Genomic DNA, 17,403 nt, shown 5'->3' on the forward strand with positions numbered 1-17,403 from the left:
GCGAGGCCATCTCAAAGTGCGACACTTGGCGTTTGAGAGAAAGATTTCTTAACAGCCGCGTGCTAATGGCTCTCGCATGACGCAAACTTCCAATCCCCGCATCCTGTTGGCCGAAGATGATGAGGCCATGCGCACCTATCTGGTGCGTGCGCTTACCAATGCTGGATATGATGTCAGCTCGGTTGACCGCGGCACCGATGCGGTGCCTATGTTGGAGGCGGAAGAGTTTGATTTGCTATTGTCCGACATTGTGATGCCGGAAATGGATGGGATTGAGCTGGCGCAGCGCTGCGCGGAAATTTCGCCGCGCACAAAGGTGATGTTCATCACCGGATTTGCCGCTGTGTCGCTGCGCGCTAGCCGCGAACAGCCCCATGCCAAAGTGCTGTCAAAACCGTTTCACCTGCGCGATCTGGTGCTCGAAGTGCAGCGCGTTTTCGAAGAGCAGCGCGAAGCGAGCGTTTAGGCTCTTGCGCTTGCGCGCCAGCTTCGCTAGTTGCGCGCTTCGCTTTGGGCCAGCCAATTGGGATGACCAGTTGGTACAACCGAAGCATTTCGACGATAGTGCGGGCGTATAGCTCAGTGGTAGAGCACTGTATTGACATTGCAGGGGTCGGAAGTTCAACTCTTCCTACGCCCACCATCGTTGACGGTTTTCTGATAGATTGATCCCCGCAAGGGGCCCCATGCCGGAGATACGGTACTGGATATGCGGTTCCGTCATGGACCGCTTTCCTACACGCCTGCGGCTGGGGTAAAGCGCCCCTCGCAATGCAAGCCCCCCGCCCTCACCTCTTTGCGCCGATCCGCTGCCTTCAAGCAGGCGCATGCGGTGCGTTTTTGGTGGCAGAGTTTTGTTCGCCAGGACCGTGTAACATGCGGTCCATGTCTATGGCCATGTCTCGGTCCATGTCTTCTGAAGTGTCTGGGGCCTACACGAGTAATAGCCCGCACCATCTTGAACCTTCGCGCACCTCTGCTAGAGCGCGCACAGGGATCACATCAGACATCACTGTTGTGCACAATCACTCTTGTGGGATGAGCAGTTAGCTATGCAGAAAATTCAGGTCAAAAACCCGGTTGTCGAACTCGACGGCGACGAGATGACAAAGATCATCTGGCAATGGATCCGCGAAAGGCTGATCCTTCCTTATCTCGATATTGACCTGAAATATTACGATCTCTCCATCGAAAAGCGCGATGAAACAGACGATCAAATCACTGTGGATGCGGCCAATGCGATCAAGGAATTCGGCGTTGGTGTGAAATGCGCGACCATCACTCCTGACGAAGCGCGGGTGGAGGAATTCAGCCTCAAGAAGATGTGGCGTTCGCCCAATGGCACCATTCGCAACATTCTGGGCGGCGTAGTTTTCCGCGAACCCATCGTCATCGACAACGTGCCGCGTCTGGTGCCGGGTTGGACCGATCCGATTGTGGTGGGCCGCCATGCCTTTGGCGACCAATACCGCGCCACTGACACGCTGATCCCCGGCGCGGGTAAGCTGCGCTTGGTGTTCGAAGGCGAGGATGGCGAGAAAATCGACCTTGATGTGTTCGAGTTTGAGACCGCCGGCGTCGCGATGGCGATGTACAACCTTGACGATTCGATCCGTGCCTTTGCGCGCGCTTCAATGAATTACGGGCTTGATCGCAAATGGCCGGTCTATCTGTCGACCAAGAACACCATCATGAAGAAGTATGATGGCCGCTTCAAAGACCTGTTCGAAGAAGTGTACGAAGCGGAATTTGCAGACAAGTTCAAAGAAGCCGGCATTCACTACGAACACCGCCTGATTGACGATATGGTCGCATCGGCGCTGAAATGGTCGGGCAAGTTCGTATGGGCGTGCAAGAACTATGACGGCGATGTGCAGTCAGACACGGTCGCGCAGGGGTTTGGCTCACTGGGCCTGATGACATCCGTGCTGATGACACCCGATGGCAAAACCGTCGAAGCCGAAGCAGCGCATGGCACTGTCACCCGGCACTATCGCCAGCACGAACAGGGCAAAGCAACATCGACCAACCCCATCGCCTCCATCTTCGCATGGACGCGCGGATTGATGTATCGCGGCAAATTCGATGAGACACCCGAAGTGGTGAAATTCGCCGAGACACTGGAACGCGTCTGCATCGAGACAGTCGAAAAAGGCTCCATGACCAAGGATCTGGCTTTGCTGATCGGTCCGGGGCAAAACTGGCTGACGACAGAGCAGTTCTTCGAAGCGATTGTGACCAATCTTGAAAAGGAAATGCAAAAGGCAGGGTGATAACCCGCTTTCCTACCTGAAAATCGGCGCGTATAGGGTGCCGGGATGAAAGGGGCGGCCATTCCTTTGGGATGGGCCGCCCTTTTCGGTTCAAAAACGCATCTGTTCCGGCGCAATCGCGCGCAAGCACAGGTGACTTGCCCCTCAAGGAGCGCTAATTCCGGATTATGGCAGGTGAGCTTTCCTTTTCCCCTGTAATGCAGGATGCGCTGGTGATCCTGGGCGCGGCAGGGATTGTCATTCCCGTCTTTGCCCGGTTCCGCGTCACGCCGATTATCGGTTTCATCCTGATCGGCGTGCTGGTTGGCCCCTTTGGCCTCGGCAAGCTGGTCAGCGATATCGAATGGCTGCAATATGTGACCATATCAGACCCCGACAGGCTGACCCCATTTGCCGATTTCGGGATCATCCTGTTGCTGTTTGCCATCGGGTTGGAGCTGTCCTTCAACCGCTTGTGGCAATTGCGCAAATACGTGTTCGGCCTTGGCTCGCTGGAATTGCTGATTATCGGCACATCGGGCGCGGCGTTCCTGTTCTATGCAAGCGGGATGGATGGCACTGCGGCGCTTGCGTTGGGGTTTGCGCTCGCCTTCTCCTCCACCGCCATTGTGCTGCCGATATCGGGCACCAAAAGCCCGGTTGGCCGCGCGGCCTTGTCGATGCTGCTGTTCGAAGACATCATGATCGTGCCGATTGTGTTCATCCTTGGCGCGCTTGCTCCCAATGCATCGGCAGAGGGGGTTTCAGGCCTTACCAACACGCTGATTCAGGGGGGATTGGTGGTTCTGGTCCTGCTGGTTCTGGGCCGTTATGCCCTGCCTCACCTGTTCTCGCAGGCCGCGCGCACGAAAAGCCCTGAGCTGTTTCTGGCTGCCACTTTGCTGGTGGTGATCGGAGCCAGCCTGGCCACCGCTGCCACGGGCCTGTCGCCGATTGTGGGCGCGCTGATCGCCGGACTGCTGATCGCAGAGACAGAGTATCACGGCGAGGTGGAAACGATCATCGAACCGTTCAAAGGCCTAGCGCTGGGCGTGTTCCTCATCACTATCGGGATGAGCATTGACCTCCTCCAGATCTGGGAAATGCTTGGCCCCCTAATGGTCGCGGTGGTCGGCGTGCTGACTTTCAAGGCGATTGTTACCGGTGTGCTTTTACGCCTGATGGGCGCGCGCCGTAGCACGGCGGCGGAAACGGGCGTGTTGATGGCAAGCCCATCAGAAACAACGCTCATCGTGCTGGCAGCGGCCACCAGTGCGCTGGTGCTTGACCGGGAAACCGCACAATTCTGGCAGATCGTGACGGCGATTGGCCTTACGATCACGCCGCTGCTTGCAAAGCTTGGAAGGGTGATCGCGCGCCGGATCGAAAACGTGCCCGAATTGCCTGAAGAAGACACCGACGCATCACGCACCATCATCATTGGAGGCGGCCGGGTTGGCCGCTTGGTCGCTGATATGATGGGCGCGCATGACAAAGCCTATGTGATCCTCGATTCCGATCCCGATCTGATCGCGCGAGTCAAACGCGATGGCTACCGCGCCACATTCGGCGATGCAGTGCGCGGGGATGCGCTGTCCCGGCTTGGCATTGAACAGGCGCCCGCTGTTGTCCTGACAATGGATGAACCCGTTTTGGCACAGCGTCTGGTGACCAAACTGCGCGCGAACTATCCTGAGCTTCTGATCGTTGCGCGTGCACGCGACGGGGATCACGCCGCCGCGCTCTACCGCGCAGGGGCAAGCCATGCCGTGCCCGAAACGCTGGAAAGCTCGCTGCAACTGTCAGAGGCTGTGCTGGTCGATATCGGAGTGGCGATGGGGCCAGTGATCGCCTCCATCCACGCCAAGCGCGACGAATATCGCGAGACGTTGGAGCGCGATGGCGGTTTGAGCGAAAAGCCAAAACTGCGCAGCTCGGGTGAGGAAAGCACCGCGTAAGCGCACGGCGATCTTGGCCTTCGGTTAGTCCTACCCCGCCAAAGCCGCTTTCACCGCAGCGATGGCCGCATCCGCTTTGCCGCCATCGGGACCGCCACCTTGCGCCATATCGGGCCGTCCGCCCCCGCCCTTGCCGCCCAGCGCTTCGACCCCGGCGCGCACCAGATCGACCGCGCTGGTGCTTCCCGTCAGATCATCGGTCACCGCAACCGCAATGCTCGCTTTGCCATCATTGACAGCGACAATCACTGCCACCCCGGAGCCGAGGCGCTGCTTCGCCTCATCCAGCAGCGGGCGCAATTCCTTGGGGCTTAGGCCTTCGATCGCTTGGCCGGAGAACTTGATCCCGCCCACATCTTCATCGGACGCAGATGCGCCGCCCCCATCGCTGCCACCCCCGCCGCCGAGCGCCAGAGCTTTCTTCGCTTCCGCCAGCTCCTTTTCAAGCCGTTTGCGTTCTTCAAGCAATGCAGTGATCCGCGCTGGAACCTCATCGGGAGCCGCCCTAATTACGCTCGCAGCCGCTTTTAGCGCATCCTCGCGGCCCACCAGCCACTGGCGCGCAGCATCTCCAGTCAATGCCTCGATGCGGCGCACGCCCGATGACACGGCGCTTTCTGAAATGATGCGGAACAAAGCGATATCGCCCGTCGCGCTCACATGCGTGCCGCCGCACAATTCCACTGAAAACTCGCGGCCTTCATCGCCTGCGCGGCCCATGGACAAAACGCGCACTTCATCGCCGTATTTTTCGCCAAACAAAGCCAATGCGCCCGCTTCAACCGCGTCATCCGGGCTCATCAAGCGGGTTGAAACGGGCTGATTGGCGCGGATTTCCGCGTTCACGTCCGCCTCAATCGCAGCGATATCGTCATCGGTTAAAGCGGAAGGATGGGAGAAATCGAAACGCAAACGGTCCTGCGCCACCAGCGATCCTTTTTGCGTCACATGCCCGCCAAGCCGATTGCGCAAGGCGGCATGAACAAGATGCGTCGCAGAATGGTTTGCACGGATACGGTCCCGTCTGCCAGCATCAATATCAAGCTGGACATTGTCGCCCACCGCAATCTCACCCGCCTCAATCACCGCATGATGCGCGTGGAGCCGGCCCAGAGGCTTGGATGTATCGGTGACTTTCGCCGTCAAGCCGTCAGGGCTCGTGATGGTGCCTGTATCGCCCGCTTGCCCGCCGCTTTCACCGTAAAACGGCGTTTGGTTTGTGATAATCGTCACTTCATCGCCCGCGCCAGCGCGATCAGTTTCTGCCCCGTCCTTGACCAAAGCTGTCACCTGACCGCTGCCCTGCACTGCGGTGTAGCCGGTAAATTCGCTCGAGCCTTCGCGTTCTGCGATGTCGAACCAGACCTCACCCGAAGCCGCTTCGCCTGACCCTTTCCATGCCGCGCGTGCAGCCTCTTTCTGGCGCGCCATGGCGGCATCGAACCCGGTTTTGTCCACCCCGATCCCGCGAGCGCGCAGCGCGTCTTCGGTCAAATCATAGGGAAAGCCGTAGGTGTCGTAGAGCTTGAACGCGGTTTCGCCTTCTAGCTCGCCGCCTTCGCTGAGCGAGACGGTTGCCTCGTCTAGCAGTCTGAGCCCTTTATCGAGCGTTTTGCGGAACTGTGTTTCCTCGCGCAGCAGCACTTCTTCGATAAGCGCCTGACCGCGCGGCAATTCGGGAAAGGCCTGACCCATTTCGGTGACCAGCTGGCCAACCAATTTGTGCATCAGCGGCGCATCAGCACCGAGCAAATGAGCATGACGCATCGCCCGGCGCATGATCCGGCGAAGGACATAGCCGCGGCCTTCATTCGACGGGAGCACGCCGTCCGCCATCAGGAAACTGGAGGAACGCAAGTGATCGGCGATGATACGGTGGCTTGCGATCTGTTCCGAGGATGCCGCTTCGCCAGTGATGGCCTGCGATGCGGCGATCAGCGCTTTGAATGTGTCAGTGTCGTAATTGTCATGCACGCCCTGCATGACGGCGGCGACCCGTTCCAGCCCCATGCCCGTGTCGATTGACGGGCTGGGCAAATCGCGGCGCGTGCCATCAGCGCTCTGGTCGAATTGCATGAAGACGAGGTTCCAGATCTCAACAAAGCGGTCGCCATCTTCGTCCGGGCTGCCGGGAGGGCCGCCGGGTATGTGTTCGCCGTGATCGTAGAATATCTCTGAGCACGGGCCGCACGGGCCTGTATCGCCCATCGACCAGAAATTGTCATTCGTGGCGATGCGGATGATGCGTTCTTCGGGAAGACCTGCGATTTTGCGCCACAGATCGAAGGCTTCATCATCGGTGTGGTAAACAGTCACAGTGAGTTTATCAGCCGACAGCCCCCATTCCCGGGTGAGCAGCGTCCAGGCGTTTTCAATTGCCTGCTCCTTGAAGTAATCGCCGAACGAGAAATTACCGAGCATTTCAAAGAATGTGTGATGCCGCGCGGTGTAGCCGACATTGTCGAGATCATTGTGCTTACCGCCTGCGCGCACGCATTTCTGCGAGGATGTCGCGCGCGGTGAAGGGGGTGTTTCAAGGCCCGTAAACACATTCTTGAACGGCACCATGCCCGCATTGACGAACATCAGCGTCGGATCGTTGTGGGGCACCAGAGGTGCGCTTGGCACAATGGCGTGATCGTCTCTGCCGAAGAACTCAAGAAATGAGCGGCGGATATCGTTGGTGGAAGTTAGAGTGCTCGAAGACATGCATCGGCAGTTAGGCAATCCAAGCCGGGCCGACAAGCCATTGCGATCAATTCGGCACAATCGGCACGGACGAAGCCGTTACCGGATGCGCAATGGAGAGTCGCTGCCCCCGCCGCAGCCCCACCGCAGCACCCGACACCGCCGCCGCAACTACCGCCACCGCTATCGCGAATGGGCGCGCCAAACGGAAAACCGGCCCATACCCGCAAGGGACATGAACCGGTGTTCCATTTTCCCGGACAATCGAGCGGCGCAATTTACGCCAAGACTTACGCCTGTGGGCTAAAGCGCCCTGCCCGCGCCAGCGATACGCCAGCCATCCGCTTGAAGATCAGCTGTCAGGCTCCGCGTCCGGGCCTGTCATCATCTCTTCGGCGACTTCATCGGTGCGGCCACGGATAGCGGCTTCCAATTTGTCGCAAACTTCGGGGTTTTCGGTGAGATAGGTTTTCGAATTTTCCCGGCCCTGACCGATGCGAACGCTGTCATAGGAGTACCAGCTACCTGATTTCTCCACGAGGCCCGCTTTCACACCCAGATCGAGTATCTCACCCTTTTTCGAGATGCCCTGACCATACATGATGTCAAATTCGACCTGTTTGAACGGCGGCGCCACCTTGTTTTTCACCACTTTGACGCGGGTGGAATTGCCGATCACTTCGTCGCGGTCCTTGATCTGGCCAGTGCGGCGAATGTCGAGGCGTACAGATGCGTAGAATTTCAGTGCATTGCCGCCCGTGGTTGTCTCCGGGTTGCCATACATCACGCCGATTTTCATGCGCAGCTGGTTGATGAAAATCACCATGCATTTCGACCGGTTGATTGACCCTGTCAGCTTACGCAAGGATTGCGACATCAGCCGGGCCTGAAGGCCAACATGACTGTCGCCCATTTCGCCTTCGATCTCTGCACGTGGAACCAAAGCCGCCACCGAATCGACCACCAGCACATCAATCGCATTGGAGCGCACCAGCGTATCGGTGATCTCAAGCGCCTGTTCGCCAGTATCGGGCTGCGAGACGATTAGTTCGTCAATATCCACGCCCAGTTTCTTGGCATAGACCGGATCAAGCGCGTGTTCCGCATCAACGAAAGCCGCCGTGCCACCTGCTTTTTGCGCCTCCGCAATAACCATGCAGTGCAAGCGTGGTTTTGCCCGAGCTTTCCGGGCCATAAACCTCAATCACGCGACCTTTAGGCAGGCCGCCTATTCCAAGGGCAATATCAAGGCCGAGCGATCCGGTTGAAATCGCTTCAACCTCCATCGCCTCTTTCGAGCCCAGCTTCATCGCTGACCCCTTGCCGAAAGCCCGATCTATCTGCGAGAGCGCAGCATCGAGCGCTTTTTGACGGTCCACGCCTTTTTCCTTTTCCACCAGCTTAAGTTTCGCAGACATCGCACGGCCTCCTTAGGTTCACCAGAGCCATTAAGAGATTTTATTGGCCCCTCTGTGGATACACTATGTACCGCGTTTGTTCCAAAAGAACAAGAGGGGAACGGAATTTTATTTCCAACACCGCGAATATCGCCGCATCGGCAGCGGTTGGAAGCGATCTAACCTATTGCGAAACAATACCTTTATGCGTCCTTGGCGGCTTGCAGCACCGCGCCGACTTTATCGCCAATCGCTGCAACGCTGAACGGTTTGGCGATGAAATGCATATCGGGAATGTCGATATCCTTGCGCAATTGTTCCTCGGCATAGCCGGACATGAACAGGATCGGCATGTCAGGCAGCCGTTCGCGGATGGCGCGCACCATGGCGGGGCCGTCCATTCCGGGCATCACGACATCGCTGACAACGAGGTCAAACGCTTTGCCTTCTCCGATCGCGGCCAGCCCTTCTTCGCCGCCGGGGCATGCGGTGACCTCATAACCTGCCCGCGTCAAAGCGCGTTCGGCAACCGCGCGGACCATGTCCTCATCTTCCACCAGCAGGATCGATCCGCCGACTGACCAATCGGATGACGGGGCAGGCGCTTTGGCCTCTTTGCGTTTGGGAACCTCGCCGCGGTGGACGGGGAAATAGACGGTAAAGCGCGCGCCGGTTGGCTGGCCGTTCTTGTCCATCACATTGTCGGCAAAGATAAAGCCGCCCGATTGCTTGACGATGCCATAGGCGGTCGACAGGCCCAGCCCTGTGCCTTTGCCCTGTTCCTTCGTGGTGAAAAAGGGTTCGAACAATTTGGGCAGCACATGCGGGGGTATCCCGCCGCCTGTATCCTGCACCAACAGCACGGTGTAATCCGCCGCTGGCAGCACTTCGGAGCCGAGCTTCATCACCTCTTTGGCTTGCATGGACCGCGTGAACAGCGAGATGCGCCCGTCCCCGCGCCCGGTTTCCTGAATCGCATCGCGCGCATTGACAGCCAGGTTCATGATCACCTGTTCAAGCTGCTGAGGATCGGCACGCACCGCACCCAGATCGCGGTCATGCTGGACATAATAGGTGATCTGTTCGCCCAGCAGCCGCTTGATCAGCGGGCTTACCTCGCTCACCACATCGGGCAATTGCAGGATTTCCGGCCGCAGGGTCTGCTGACGCGAAAAGGCGAGCAATTGGCGGGTCAAGGACGCGGCGCGATTGGAATTGGCGCGGATCTGCTGGATGTCATCATAATCGCTATCGCCCGGCGTGTGCCGCAGCAGCATCAGATCGCAGGTGCCAATAATCGCGGTCAGGACATTGTTGAAATCATGCGCAACGCCGCCTGCCAATTGGCCGACCGCCTGCATCTTGGTGGCCTGTGCGACCTGGCGTTTGAGCTGATTTTCCTCCGACAGAATCGGTCAGGCTGACAAGCACCGCTGCCTCGCCCAATCCGCGCACACCTGCCAGCGAAAGCGAAACCGGTTCATCGGGCCGCGCGGACAGACGCACCGCCATATCGCCGCTGGTCGCTGGCCCGCGGCCATGGCGGCGCACGGCATCGGACAGCGCCGCTTTATCCTCACGCACCACCAGATCGGTGGGGAAAGACGGCAGCCCGCGCCCTTCGCGTTCGACCACGCGCAGGAATGCCTGATTGCCAAACAGGAAACGGCCATCGCGGTCTGTCATTGCAAGGCCCAGCGGCAATTGCGCCAGCAGCGCGTCAAGCTGCGATACGCCCGCTTGTGCTGATCCATCCCAGCCGCTGCCAATGCCCACACCGCTATCGACCACCAGCATCAAGGTGGTCGTATCATCCGGGCCAGCTTCGCCCGCTGATACGGGCCGGGTTTCCAGATCCACCAGCGGCACATCGATCAGCGTTTGCGGAGTGCCGCCCCGCCCTTCGCGCGTGAAGAACAGACGCTCTCTTTCATCAGAGCGCAGGAAAGAGACAAAATCCTGCCCTGCCAAGGTCGCATTCGGATCGCCCGCAGCGCGTTCGGCAAAGCCGCTGCTGACGGATCGCACAATGCCATCAGCGCCAGTGATCGCGGTTTCAATCCCTGCCCTGCTGAGCATTTTGCCAAAAGCGCCGCGCAGATCGAGTTCGGCCAATGTCTCCTCGCTGGAGGAAAGCAGTTTGGTGAACCGCCAGATCAGGTGATCCTCGCCCCGGCCGGCGCGGTGCGCAATCGCGCTCCACAAGGACAGATCGGCGGCGTTTTCGATCTCCTCAACGCCTGCTGCCCCATCGCGCCAGGCTTCTCTTGCCGCTTTGGTGATCGCCTCCAGCCCTACACGTTCGAGCGGAAGAGCCGGCGGCGCGTTTTCGATGCCAAAACTCTGCGCAAACGCATCATTGGCGCAGACCAGCCTGTTGGCCCTGTCGGTGATGGCGATGGCTTCGCCCGATTTCTCGCTCATCGCCTCAATCGCAGCGATAGTGACTGACCAGTCGGCGGCGCCTGCCTCGATTGGCTGAGGGGCGACGCGCATATGTTCGAGCGCAAACACTCCGCCAACAAGGATGACTAACGCAAAAGCAAACACCAACGTCATTGCGAGGCTGGCGGTGACGACGTAAATCAGCCCTGCACTTGCCAGGATCGCGGCAAGAAAGCCTGCGACCAGAGTGCGGCCCATGACAGGCACAGGCTGGACTATACCATGGGCCATGCCAAGGCCGAGCCCCGGCTCAGCGGGTGCAGAAGATGCAGAGGGTATGGAAGACAATTTGCTCACGCGCGCCTGCTTGCTTGCGAAGGGTGTTCAAACGGAAAGCTGCCCGGCTGATCCCTTCTTCGGATTGGCGATTGTCTTACTTGGAGTTACGGCGGTGGTCGAGCCGGGTTTCCATTTCTGCCAGACGTTTTGCCCGCCTGCGTGCAACCAGCACGCGCCATCCCGCGCTCGAAATCAGGTAACCCAGCGAAGATGTGACAACTGCCAGAACGACAAAGCCGAGCACGGTTGTGCCCGCAAGCTCAAAGAAATCGGTGAGCCAGCTCCACGTGTCGCTGTTCAATTCCTCTTCGGCGACGGCGTCAAATTCGATGAACAAAGCGCCCACGCGGTTGGCAACGACAATCCAGAAAGGGAACGTGAAGGGGTTGGTGATGAAAGTGACCAAGGCTGCCAGCGGAACATTGGCGCGCATCGGCAAGGCCAGAAATGCGGAAAGGAATATCTGGCCCACCGGAATGATAAAGGCGGAAAACAATCCCAAAGCGACCCCGCGCGGAACAGAGCGGCGAGTGAAACGCCACAATTCAGGCGAGAGAAAACGGTGCGCAATTGGGGCGAGATATTTGTTGTTCGCCAATTGCTCACGCGATGGCATGAACCGGCGGATCGTATCCGCACCCCAGGTCTTGGAGCCGGCTTTCGAGCGTCTGGGAGCGCCGGGTTTTTGCATCAGGACATCAGCGTTTTCATGCATGCGATATGGGTAGCGCATCCCTTATGACCAGTGGGTGAATCGCGCCATTTATATTTTACGAAAATCCTCACCCTTTTTCGCGCATCAACCGTGCCTTGTCGCGCTTCCAGTCGCGTTCCTTGGTGGTCGCGCGTTTGTCATGCGCCTGCTTGCCTTTGGCCAGAGCCAGTTCAACTTTCGCGCGGCCCTGCCCGTTGAAATACACCGATAAAGGCACCAGCGTCATGCCTTTGCGCTCAACCGCGCCGAACATCTTGCCAATCTCGCGCGCGTTCAGCAGCAATTTGCGCGGGCGGCGCGGTTCGTGGTTCTGGCGGTTGCCGTGGCTGTATTCCGGGATGTTTGAATTGATCAGCCACACCTCGCCGCCTTTTACCTCGGCATAGCTTTCCGCAATCGTCGCCTCGCCCGCGCGCAAAGCTTTCACTTCTGTCCCCTGCAAAGCGATCCCGGCCTCAAACTTATCCTCGATATGATAATCAAAACGCGCACGGCGATTTTCCGCGACGGTTTTGGTTTTATCGAAAGTCTTGGGTTTGGGGCGTGCCATGATGAAACGCGACATAGGGATTTTGGCGCAATTGGCAAACCATGCACGCGTTAGCTATTGATTTTACGAGTTTGTTCTTGAAACTGACACACAATTTGGCTCTACTTTGGGCTTGGGGCTATTTTCTAAGGGGTTTTACAAATGCGTTCGTCTGTTGTCGCTCTGTTGTGTGCGATGTCTTTGCCTGTGCTGTCGCTGCCAGTGGGCGCTGCGGCTGAGGATGATGCCAGCGCCGCCGCGTTGAAAATGCCCCCGCTCGAAGAATACGGCAAACTGCCCGATGTAGAGCGCACTGCGCTGTCACCATCGGGGAACCGGCATGCTTTGGTGGCGACCGTTCAGGGCCAGCGCGTGCTGCTTGCGGTTGAGAACCAGACCGACCCGATCAAAATCGTCAAGGTCGGCGATATGAAAATCCGCTCCATTCGCTGGATTGGCGAAGATCGCATTTTGATGGTGACCAGCCAAACTCAAGATCTCGGGCGCAATTTCACCACCGATAAAGCTGAATTCGACATCGCGACCGTCATTCCAATTCCCGCAGATCAAGAAAGCGCTTTGATCTTTGGCAATGTGAAAAAGGTCTACAACTCGATCATAGGAATACACGGCATCCGCAAGATTGGCGGCACGCATTATGGCTTTTTCGGCGCATTGGAATTCAAGAAGGATCGCCGTGGGGGCTCAAACACCTCGCGCTATGTTTTCGATCATGGCCGCCCGCATCTTTACAAAGTGAACCTCGAAACACTCGAAGCGACCAAGATACAAAACGCTGCCCGGACCAATGAAGGGCGCGACTGGTTGATTGATGAAAAGGGTGAAATCGCGTTTCGGCGCGATGTCAATTACACCACAGGCGCTTGGAGCATCACCAATGCGCAAGGCAAAACGGTCGCCAAAGGTCAGCAGGAGCGCGCATCCATCGGCCTTCGCGGGCTGACCAATGACGGAAGCCGCGCGATCTATCGCGTCACTGTCGATGAAGAGGATTCGCGTGGCAATTGGTTTACTATCGGTCAGGATGGCGGCACCCCCACCCCGTTTCTTGAAGGGATAGAGTGGGAGACCATTCTCTTTGATCCCGCAACGGGCCGAATGATGGGTTACACCGTGGGCGAAGACGACAATGAACGCCACATCTTCACCGACAAAACCTTGCAGGAACGCGCCGAGCGGGTGCGCAAGGCGTTTGCATCGTTTGAATCATGGATGTCAGGCTGGACCAGCGATCTTTCCGATGTGATCGTGCGCACCAGCGGTAATGGCGATTCCGGTACCTATTACGCGGTCGATCTCGACACATCGCGCGCCAATGCCATCGCTTATGAAAGGCTGGCGGTTGAACCCAAGCATGTCGGCAAAATCAGCACGTTTGAATACACCGCCTCAGATGGGCTGGAATTGGACGGCATTTTGACATTGCCGCCCGGCCGCGAAGCGAAAAACCTGCCCGTTGTCATGCTGCCCCATGGCGGACCGCATTCTTATGACACGCCAACCTTTGATTGGTGGGCGCAGGCATTTGCATCACGCGGCTATGCCGTGTTCCAACCCAATTTCAGAGGGTCAACCAATCGCACTGTGGCCTTTCGCCGCGCGGGATATGGCGAATGGGGCCGCAAGATGCAGACGGACAAATCAGACGGCCTGAAAGCGCTCGCCGAAGCTGGAATTGTCGATCCCAGCCGTGCATGCATTGTGGGGGCCAGCTATGGCGGATATGCCGCCCTTGCCGGTGTCACTCTGCAACAAGGCATTTACCGCTGCGCAGTCGCGGTCGCGCCGGTCAGCGACATCAACGATATGTACCGCGAAGATTACCGCGCATCTGGCCGGGATCGCACCACCAAAATCGCTCTGCGCGAACAATTGGGCGATCCATCGCGCTGGAAAGAGGCATCCCCGCTGCAATTTGCTGACCGGGCTGATGCCCCCATCATGCTGATCCATGGCGAGGATGACACTGTGGTGCCCTATAGCCATTCGTCGAAAATGGCGGACAAGCTGAAAGACCACAAAAAGCCGTATGAGATGGTCACGCTGGAAGGCGAGGACCATTGGCTTTCGCTATCCGCCACCCGGCAGCAAATGCTGAAAAAAGCGGTCGGCTTTGTCGAAAAGCACAATCCTGCGGATTAAACGACGGGGCCTTGACCCTAAATCAGCCCGGCATGGGCGAGCGCTTCGTCTACAGCTTTGCGCGATGCATCGCTGCTGGGCACAAGCGGCAGGCGTACTTCGTCCGTGATCCCGTCAAACACCCTGCTGAGCGCATATTTAACCGGGCCGGGCGAGCTGTCTGAAAACATCGCATAATGCAGCGGGTACAAAAGGTCGTTCAATCGCCGCGCCTCCACCAGATCATTATCGCTGCACGCGGCCTGAAATTGCGCGCACAAAGCGGGCGCAACATTGGCCGTCACCGATATACAGCCTTTGCCGCCTGCCGCGTTAAACGGCAGCGCCAGTTCGTCATTGCCCGATAGCTGGCAAAATTCATGCCCGATCCCGCGCCGGTGATCGGCTACGCGTGACAGATCCTCGCTCGCATCTTTAATCGCGATGATCCGGTCGGGGTAACGGTTGGCAAGCTCTATCGTGGTGGCAGGCGCAATATCGGTAACGGTGCGGCCCGGCACATTATAAAGTACGATGGGCAGCTCGCATTCCTCTGCCAAATAGCTGAAATGCGCGATCAGCCCCGCCTGGCTTGGCCGGTTGTAATACGGCGCGACGCACAATCCGGCAGCCGCGCCCGCTTTCTTTGAAAAAACCATGTGCATGGCCGCGTTGCGCGTATCATTGCTGCCGCAGCCCGCAATCACTGGCACCCGGCCCGCAGCCTGTTCGACGCATACCTCAATAACTCTGTGGTGTTCTGCATTGGAAAGGGTTGAAGCCTCTCCCGTTGTGCCGCATGGAACAAGGGCAGCGCTGCCCTGCTCTATTTGCCAATCCACCAGCGCGCGAAAGGTTTTCTCGTCAAATTCTCCCTCGCGAAAAGGTGTCACAAGAGCGGGTATGGACCCTGCAAACATTGTTTTATTCCAATCAGCAGTTTTAGTTTTTCACATCACCCATCAAGCGTTTCGCCCGATGCGTCGTTCAGCGCTTGATAAGGAGCCTTTTTGCATAATGTCCAGCATGGCTAACACATTGCATTCTTATCCCAAGACTTTCGCCGTTCTGATCGCTGCCGGGGCTGCTGCTCTTGCTGCGCCCTGCACGGCCCAATTTGCAAGCTCTGATGGGGCTCAGCAAAACAGCGGCGGGCAGATGGTCGCCAAACAGCCGGGCGAAGTGGCCGCCGGAATCTCGCGCTGGGAACGCCTTCAAAAAAGCCGCACGGCCAGTTTTGGCGAATATGCCAGCCTTGCGCTCGAATTTCCGACTTTCCCGCGCATGGAGATAATCCGGCTGCGCGCAGAAAAAGCGCTCGATAACGAAGCGCCCAGTTCTGCTTTGCTATTGCAATATTTTGATCGCAATCCGCCGCTGACCAATGCAGGCCGCGCGCGTTATGCGCTCGCCTTGGCAGGGGCCGGACGGCCAGAGGCGCTGGAGACGGCGCGCGCTGCATGGCGCGGGGGCACGATGGCTTCATCAAGCGAGGCGTATTTGCAAAGCCTTTACGGCGCGCAATTCTCAAACGAGGACCACACAGCGCGCATGGATGCGCTGCTGTGGCAAAAGAACGGCGCGGCAGCGACCCGCCAGATGATGAATATCGGGGCTGGAGATCGCCCGCTCGCCATGGCGCGGCTCGCTCTGGTGAATGGGTCCACGCCAGCGGCCGCCGGCGTGCCCGTACCGCAAAGCGCGATGCGCGATGCAGGTTATGTCTATAACCTTGCCAGCAATCAGCGCGCGCGCCGGCAGACAGGCGCGATGATACAGACGCTTGCGAACCGGGTGCCATTTGATGCGCCTGCATTGGAAGCTGAAGAACTGGTCGAAGAAATGCTGACCGCTGCCAAGGCCGCCAGCGTTTCCGACACGGTGCGCATTGCGAGCAAGATCGACGATCTGTTTGCGCCGGGTACGGATATTTCCAAGGGTTCGTTCAAATTGCGCGACACCTATACCGATCTGATGTGGAAAGGCGGCACCAACGCTTTGTGGCGGCAGGGCGATGGCCGCGCGGCGGCGCCCTTGTTCGAACGCTATGGCAAGGGTGCGCGCACGCCTTTGACCAAATCGAAGGGCTTTTACTGGGCAGGCCGCGCCGCACGTCAGGCAGGCATGCGCGATGAGGCGAACCGCTATTTCGAAATGGCGGCAGAGTATCCGCACTATTATTACGGACAGCTGTCCATCGGCGCTTTGGGCCGGCAAATGCCCGAATTTGCGCCCCTGCCTGAAATGCGGATTTCTCCTGAAGTGAGAGCTGAATTTGACAGCCGCCCGCTGACCATGGCGATCCGCGCTATGGCGGCGAACCGGCGCGATTGGCGGACCGAGCGGCGCTTTTTCCAGGCCATCGGATCATCTGCGAAAACGGCTGAAGACCTGATGCTCACCCATCAGCTTGCAACCGAATTGGGCATGCCGGAAATGTCGGTCGTGATCGGGATGGAAGCGGGCGCATCAGGGTTCAAGGGGTTTGAGCGGATCGGCTTTCCCACTTATCCCACGCCGCGCGTTAATGATTGGACCATGGTCCACGCGATCAGCCGTCAGGAAAGCGAATTTGACCGGACCCGCACCAGCCATGCGGGCGCTCGCGGGGTCATGCAATTGATGCCGGGCACTGCGCGCGAACAGGCGGGCAAGCTGGGGCTGCAATATATGTCAGCCAGCCTCTATTCCGACCCGTCCTACAACATCCGCTTGGGTGATGGATATTTTGCGCGGATGATGGATTATTACGGCGGTGCTTATCCGCTGGCTGTGGGCGCATACAATGCAGGGCCGGGCCGCGTGAACCAGTGGCTGCGCTTAAACGGTGATCCGCGCAAGGGCGAGATTGACTGGGTGACATGGGTGGAGAAAATCCCCGCCAATTTCGAAACGCGCTATTATATCATGCGCGTGATCGGCAATGGGGTGACGTATAGCCACATGTATCCAGATGAAGCCGGATTGCCGCGCCGGGTCGACACCTTTCTGCCGTAAC

Annotated in this window: 9 protein-coding genes, 1 tRNA gene and 2 pseudogenes; 6 read left to right on the forward strand and 6 right to left on the reverse strand. The window is 58.3% G+C overall.

Annotated elements, in window-relative coordinates; genetic code table 11:
• Positions 1 to 76: 76 nt before the first annotated feature.
• The 4 genes from cpdR to AC0V6L_RS15010 all read left to right on the forward strand — a co-directional run bounded on the left by cpdR (position 77) and on the right by AC0V6L_RS15010 (position 4,210).
• Positions 77 to 466, forward strand: coding sequence for a cell cycle two-component system response regulator CpdR (cpdR, locus tag AC0V6L_RS14995; protein ID WP_486146687.1), 390 nt, complete (start codon positions 77 to 79; stop codon positions 464 to 466).
• A 102-nt stretch (positions 467 to 568) separates the two neighbouring features.
• A tRNA-Val gene (locus AC0V6L_RS15000) sits at positions 569 to 643 on the forward strand.
• Between the two features lie 409 nt (positions 644 to 1,052).
• Entirely contained in the window at positions 1,053 to 2,273 is a 1,221-nt protein-coding gene (locus AC0V6L_RS15005) for an NADP-dependent isocitrate dehydrogenase (RefSeq protein WP_486154959.1), read from the forward strand.
• Between the two features lie 167 nt (positions 2,274 to 2,440).
• Complete coding sequence (locus tag AC0V6L_RS15010) at positions 2,441 to 4,210, forward strand: cation:proton antiporter domain-containing protein (protein ID WP_486154960.1); 1,770 nt, start codon at positions 2,441 to 2,443, stop codon at positions 4,208 to 4,210.
• A gap of 30 nt (positions 4,211 to 4,240) precedes the next feature.
• Here AC0V6L_RS15010 and alaS read toward each other — a convergent pair whose 3' ends face one another.
• From alaS to smpB, 5 genes and pseudogenes are all read right to left on the reverse strand, one after another.
• Positions 4,241 to 6,919, reverse strand: coding sequence for an alanine--tRNA ligase (gene alaS, locus AC0V6L_RS15015; RefSeq protein ID WP_486154961.1), 2,679 nt, complete (start codon positions 6,917 to 6,919; stop codon positions 4,241 to 4,243).
• 331 nt (positions 6,920 to 7,250) lie between these two features.
• Positions 7,251 to 8,316, reverse strand: a pseudogene (gene recA, locus AC0V6L_RS15020) (recombinase RecA).
• A 182-nt stretch (positions 8,317 to 8,498) separates the two neighbouring features.
• Positions 8,499 to 10,938: pseudogene (locus tag AC0V6L_RS15025) on the reverse strand (response regulator).
• A 175-nt stretch (positions 10,939 to 11,113) separates the two neighbouring features.
• A complete protein-coding gene (locus tag AC0V6L_RS15030; protein ID WP_486155160.1) occupies positions 11,114 to 11,635 on the reverse strand; it encodes a DUF2062 domain-containing protein in 522 nt (173 codons plus the stop codon).
• Positions 11,636 to 11,801: 166 nt separating this feature from the next.
• Positions 11,802 to 12,284, reverse strand: a complete 483-nt coding sequence (gene smpB / locus AC0V6L_RS15035; protein ID WP_486154962.1) for an SsrA-binding protein SmpB — start codon at positions 12,282 to 12,284, stop codon at positions 11,802 to 11,804.
• A gap of 141 nt (positions 12,285 to 12,425) precedes the next feature.
• Here smpB and AC0V6L_RS15040 point away from each other — a divergent pair, with 141 nt between their 5' ends.
• Positions 12,426 to 14,426 carry an alpha/beta hydrolase family protein gene (locus AC0V6L_RS15040; protein WP_486154963.1) on the forward strand — a complete coding sequence of 667 codons (2,001 nt, stop codon included), beginning with the start codon at positions 12,426 to 12,428 and terminating at the stop codon, positions 14,424 to 14,426.
• A gap of 17 nt (positions 14,427 to 14,443) precedes the next feature.
• Here AC0V6L_RS15040 and dapA read toward each other — a convergent pair whose 3' ends face one another.
• On the reverse strand, positions 14,444 to 15,325 hold the full coding sequence (gene dapA, locus AC0V6L_RS15045) for a 4-hydroxy-tetrahydrodipicolinate synthase (protein ID WP_486154964.1): 882 nt from the start codon (positions 15,323 to 15,325) through the stop codon (positions 14,444 to 14,446).
• Between the two features lie 97 nt (positions 15,326 to 15,422).
• Here dapA and AC0V6L_RS15050 point away from each other — a divergent pair, with 97 nt between their 5' ends.
• Complete coding sequence (locus AC0V6L_RS15050; RefSeq protein ID WP_486154965.1) at positions 15,423 to 17,402, forward strand: lytic transglycosylase domain-containing protein; 1,980 nt, start codon at positions 15,423 to 15,425, stop codon at positions 17,400 to 17,402.
• Position 17,403 lies beyond the last annotated feature (1 nt).

The organism is Erythrobacter sp. JB1-15 (assembly GCF_057365035.1).

Coding starts and splice junctions, on each gene's coding strand:
- cpdR (WP_486146687.1), top strand. CDS start 77: ATGACGCAAACTTCCAATCCCCGCATCCTGTTGGCCGAAGATGATGAG.
- AC0V6L_RS15010 (WP_486154960.1), top strand. CDS start 2,441: ATGGCAGGTGAGCTTTCCTTTTCCCCTGTAATGCAGGATGCGCTGGTG.
- alaS (WP_486154961.1), bottom strand. CDS start 6,919: ATGTCTTCGAGCACTCTAACTTCCACCAACGATATCCGCCGCTCATTT.
- smpB (WP_486154962.1), bottom strand. CDS start 12,284: ATGGCACGCCCCAAACCCAAGACTTTCGATAAAACCAAAACCGTCGCG.
- AC0V6L_RS15005 (WP_486154959.1), top strand. CDS start 1,053: ATGCAGAAAATTCAGGTCAAAAACCCGGTTGTCGAACTCGACGGCGAC.
- dapA (WP_486154964.1), bottom strand. CDS start 15,325: ATGTTTGCAGGGTCCATACCCGCTCTTGTGACACCTTTTCGCGAGGGA.
- AC0V6L_RS15030 (WP_486155160.1), bottom strand. CDS start 11,635: ATGCCATCGCGTGAGCAATTGGCGAACAACAAATATCTCGCCCCAATT.
- AC0V6L_RS15040 (WP_486154963.1), top strand. CDS start 12,426: ATGCGTTCGTCTGTTGTCGCTCTGTTGTGTGCGATGTCTTTGCCTGTG.
- AC0V6L_RS15050 (WP_486154965.1), top strand. CDS start 15,423: ATGTCCAGCATGGCTAACACATTGCATTCTTATCCCAAGACTTTCGCC.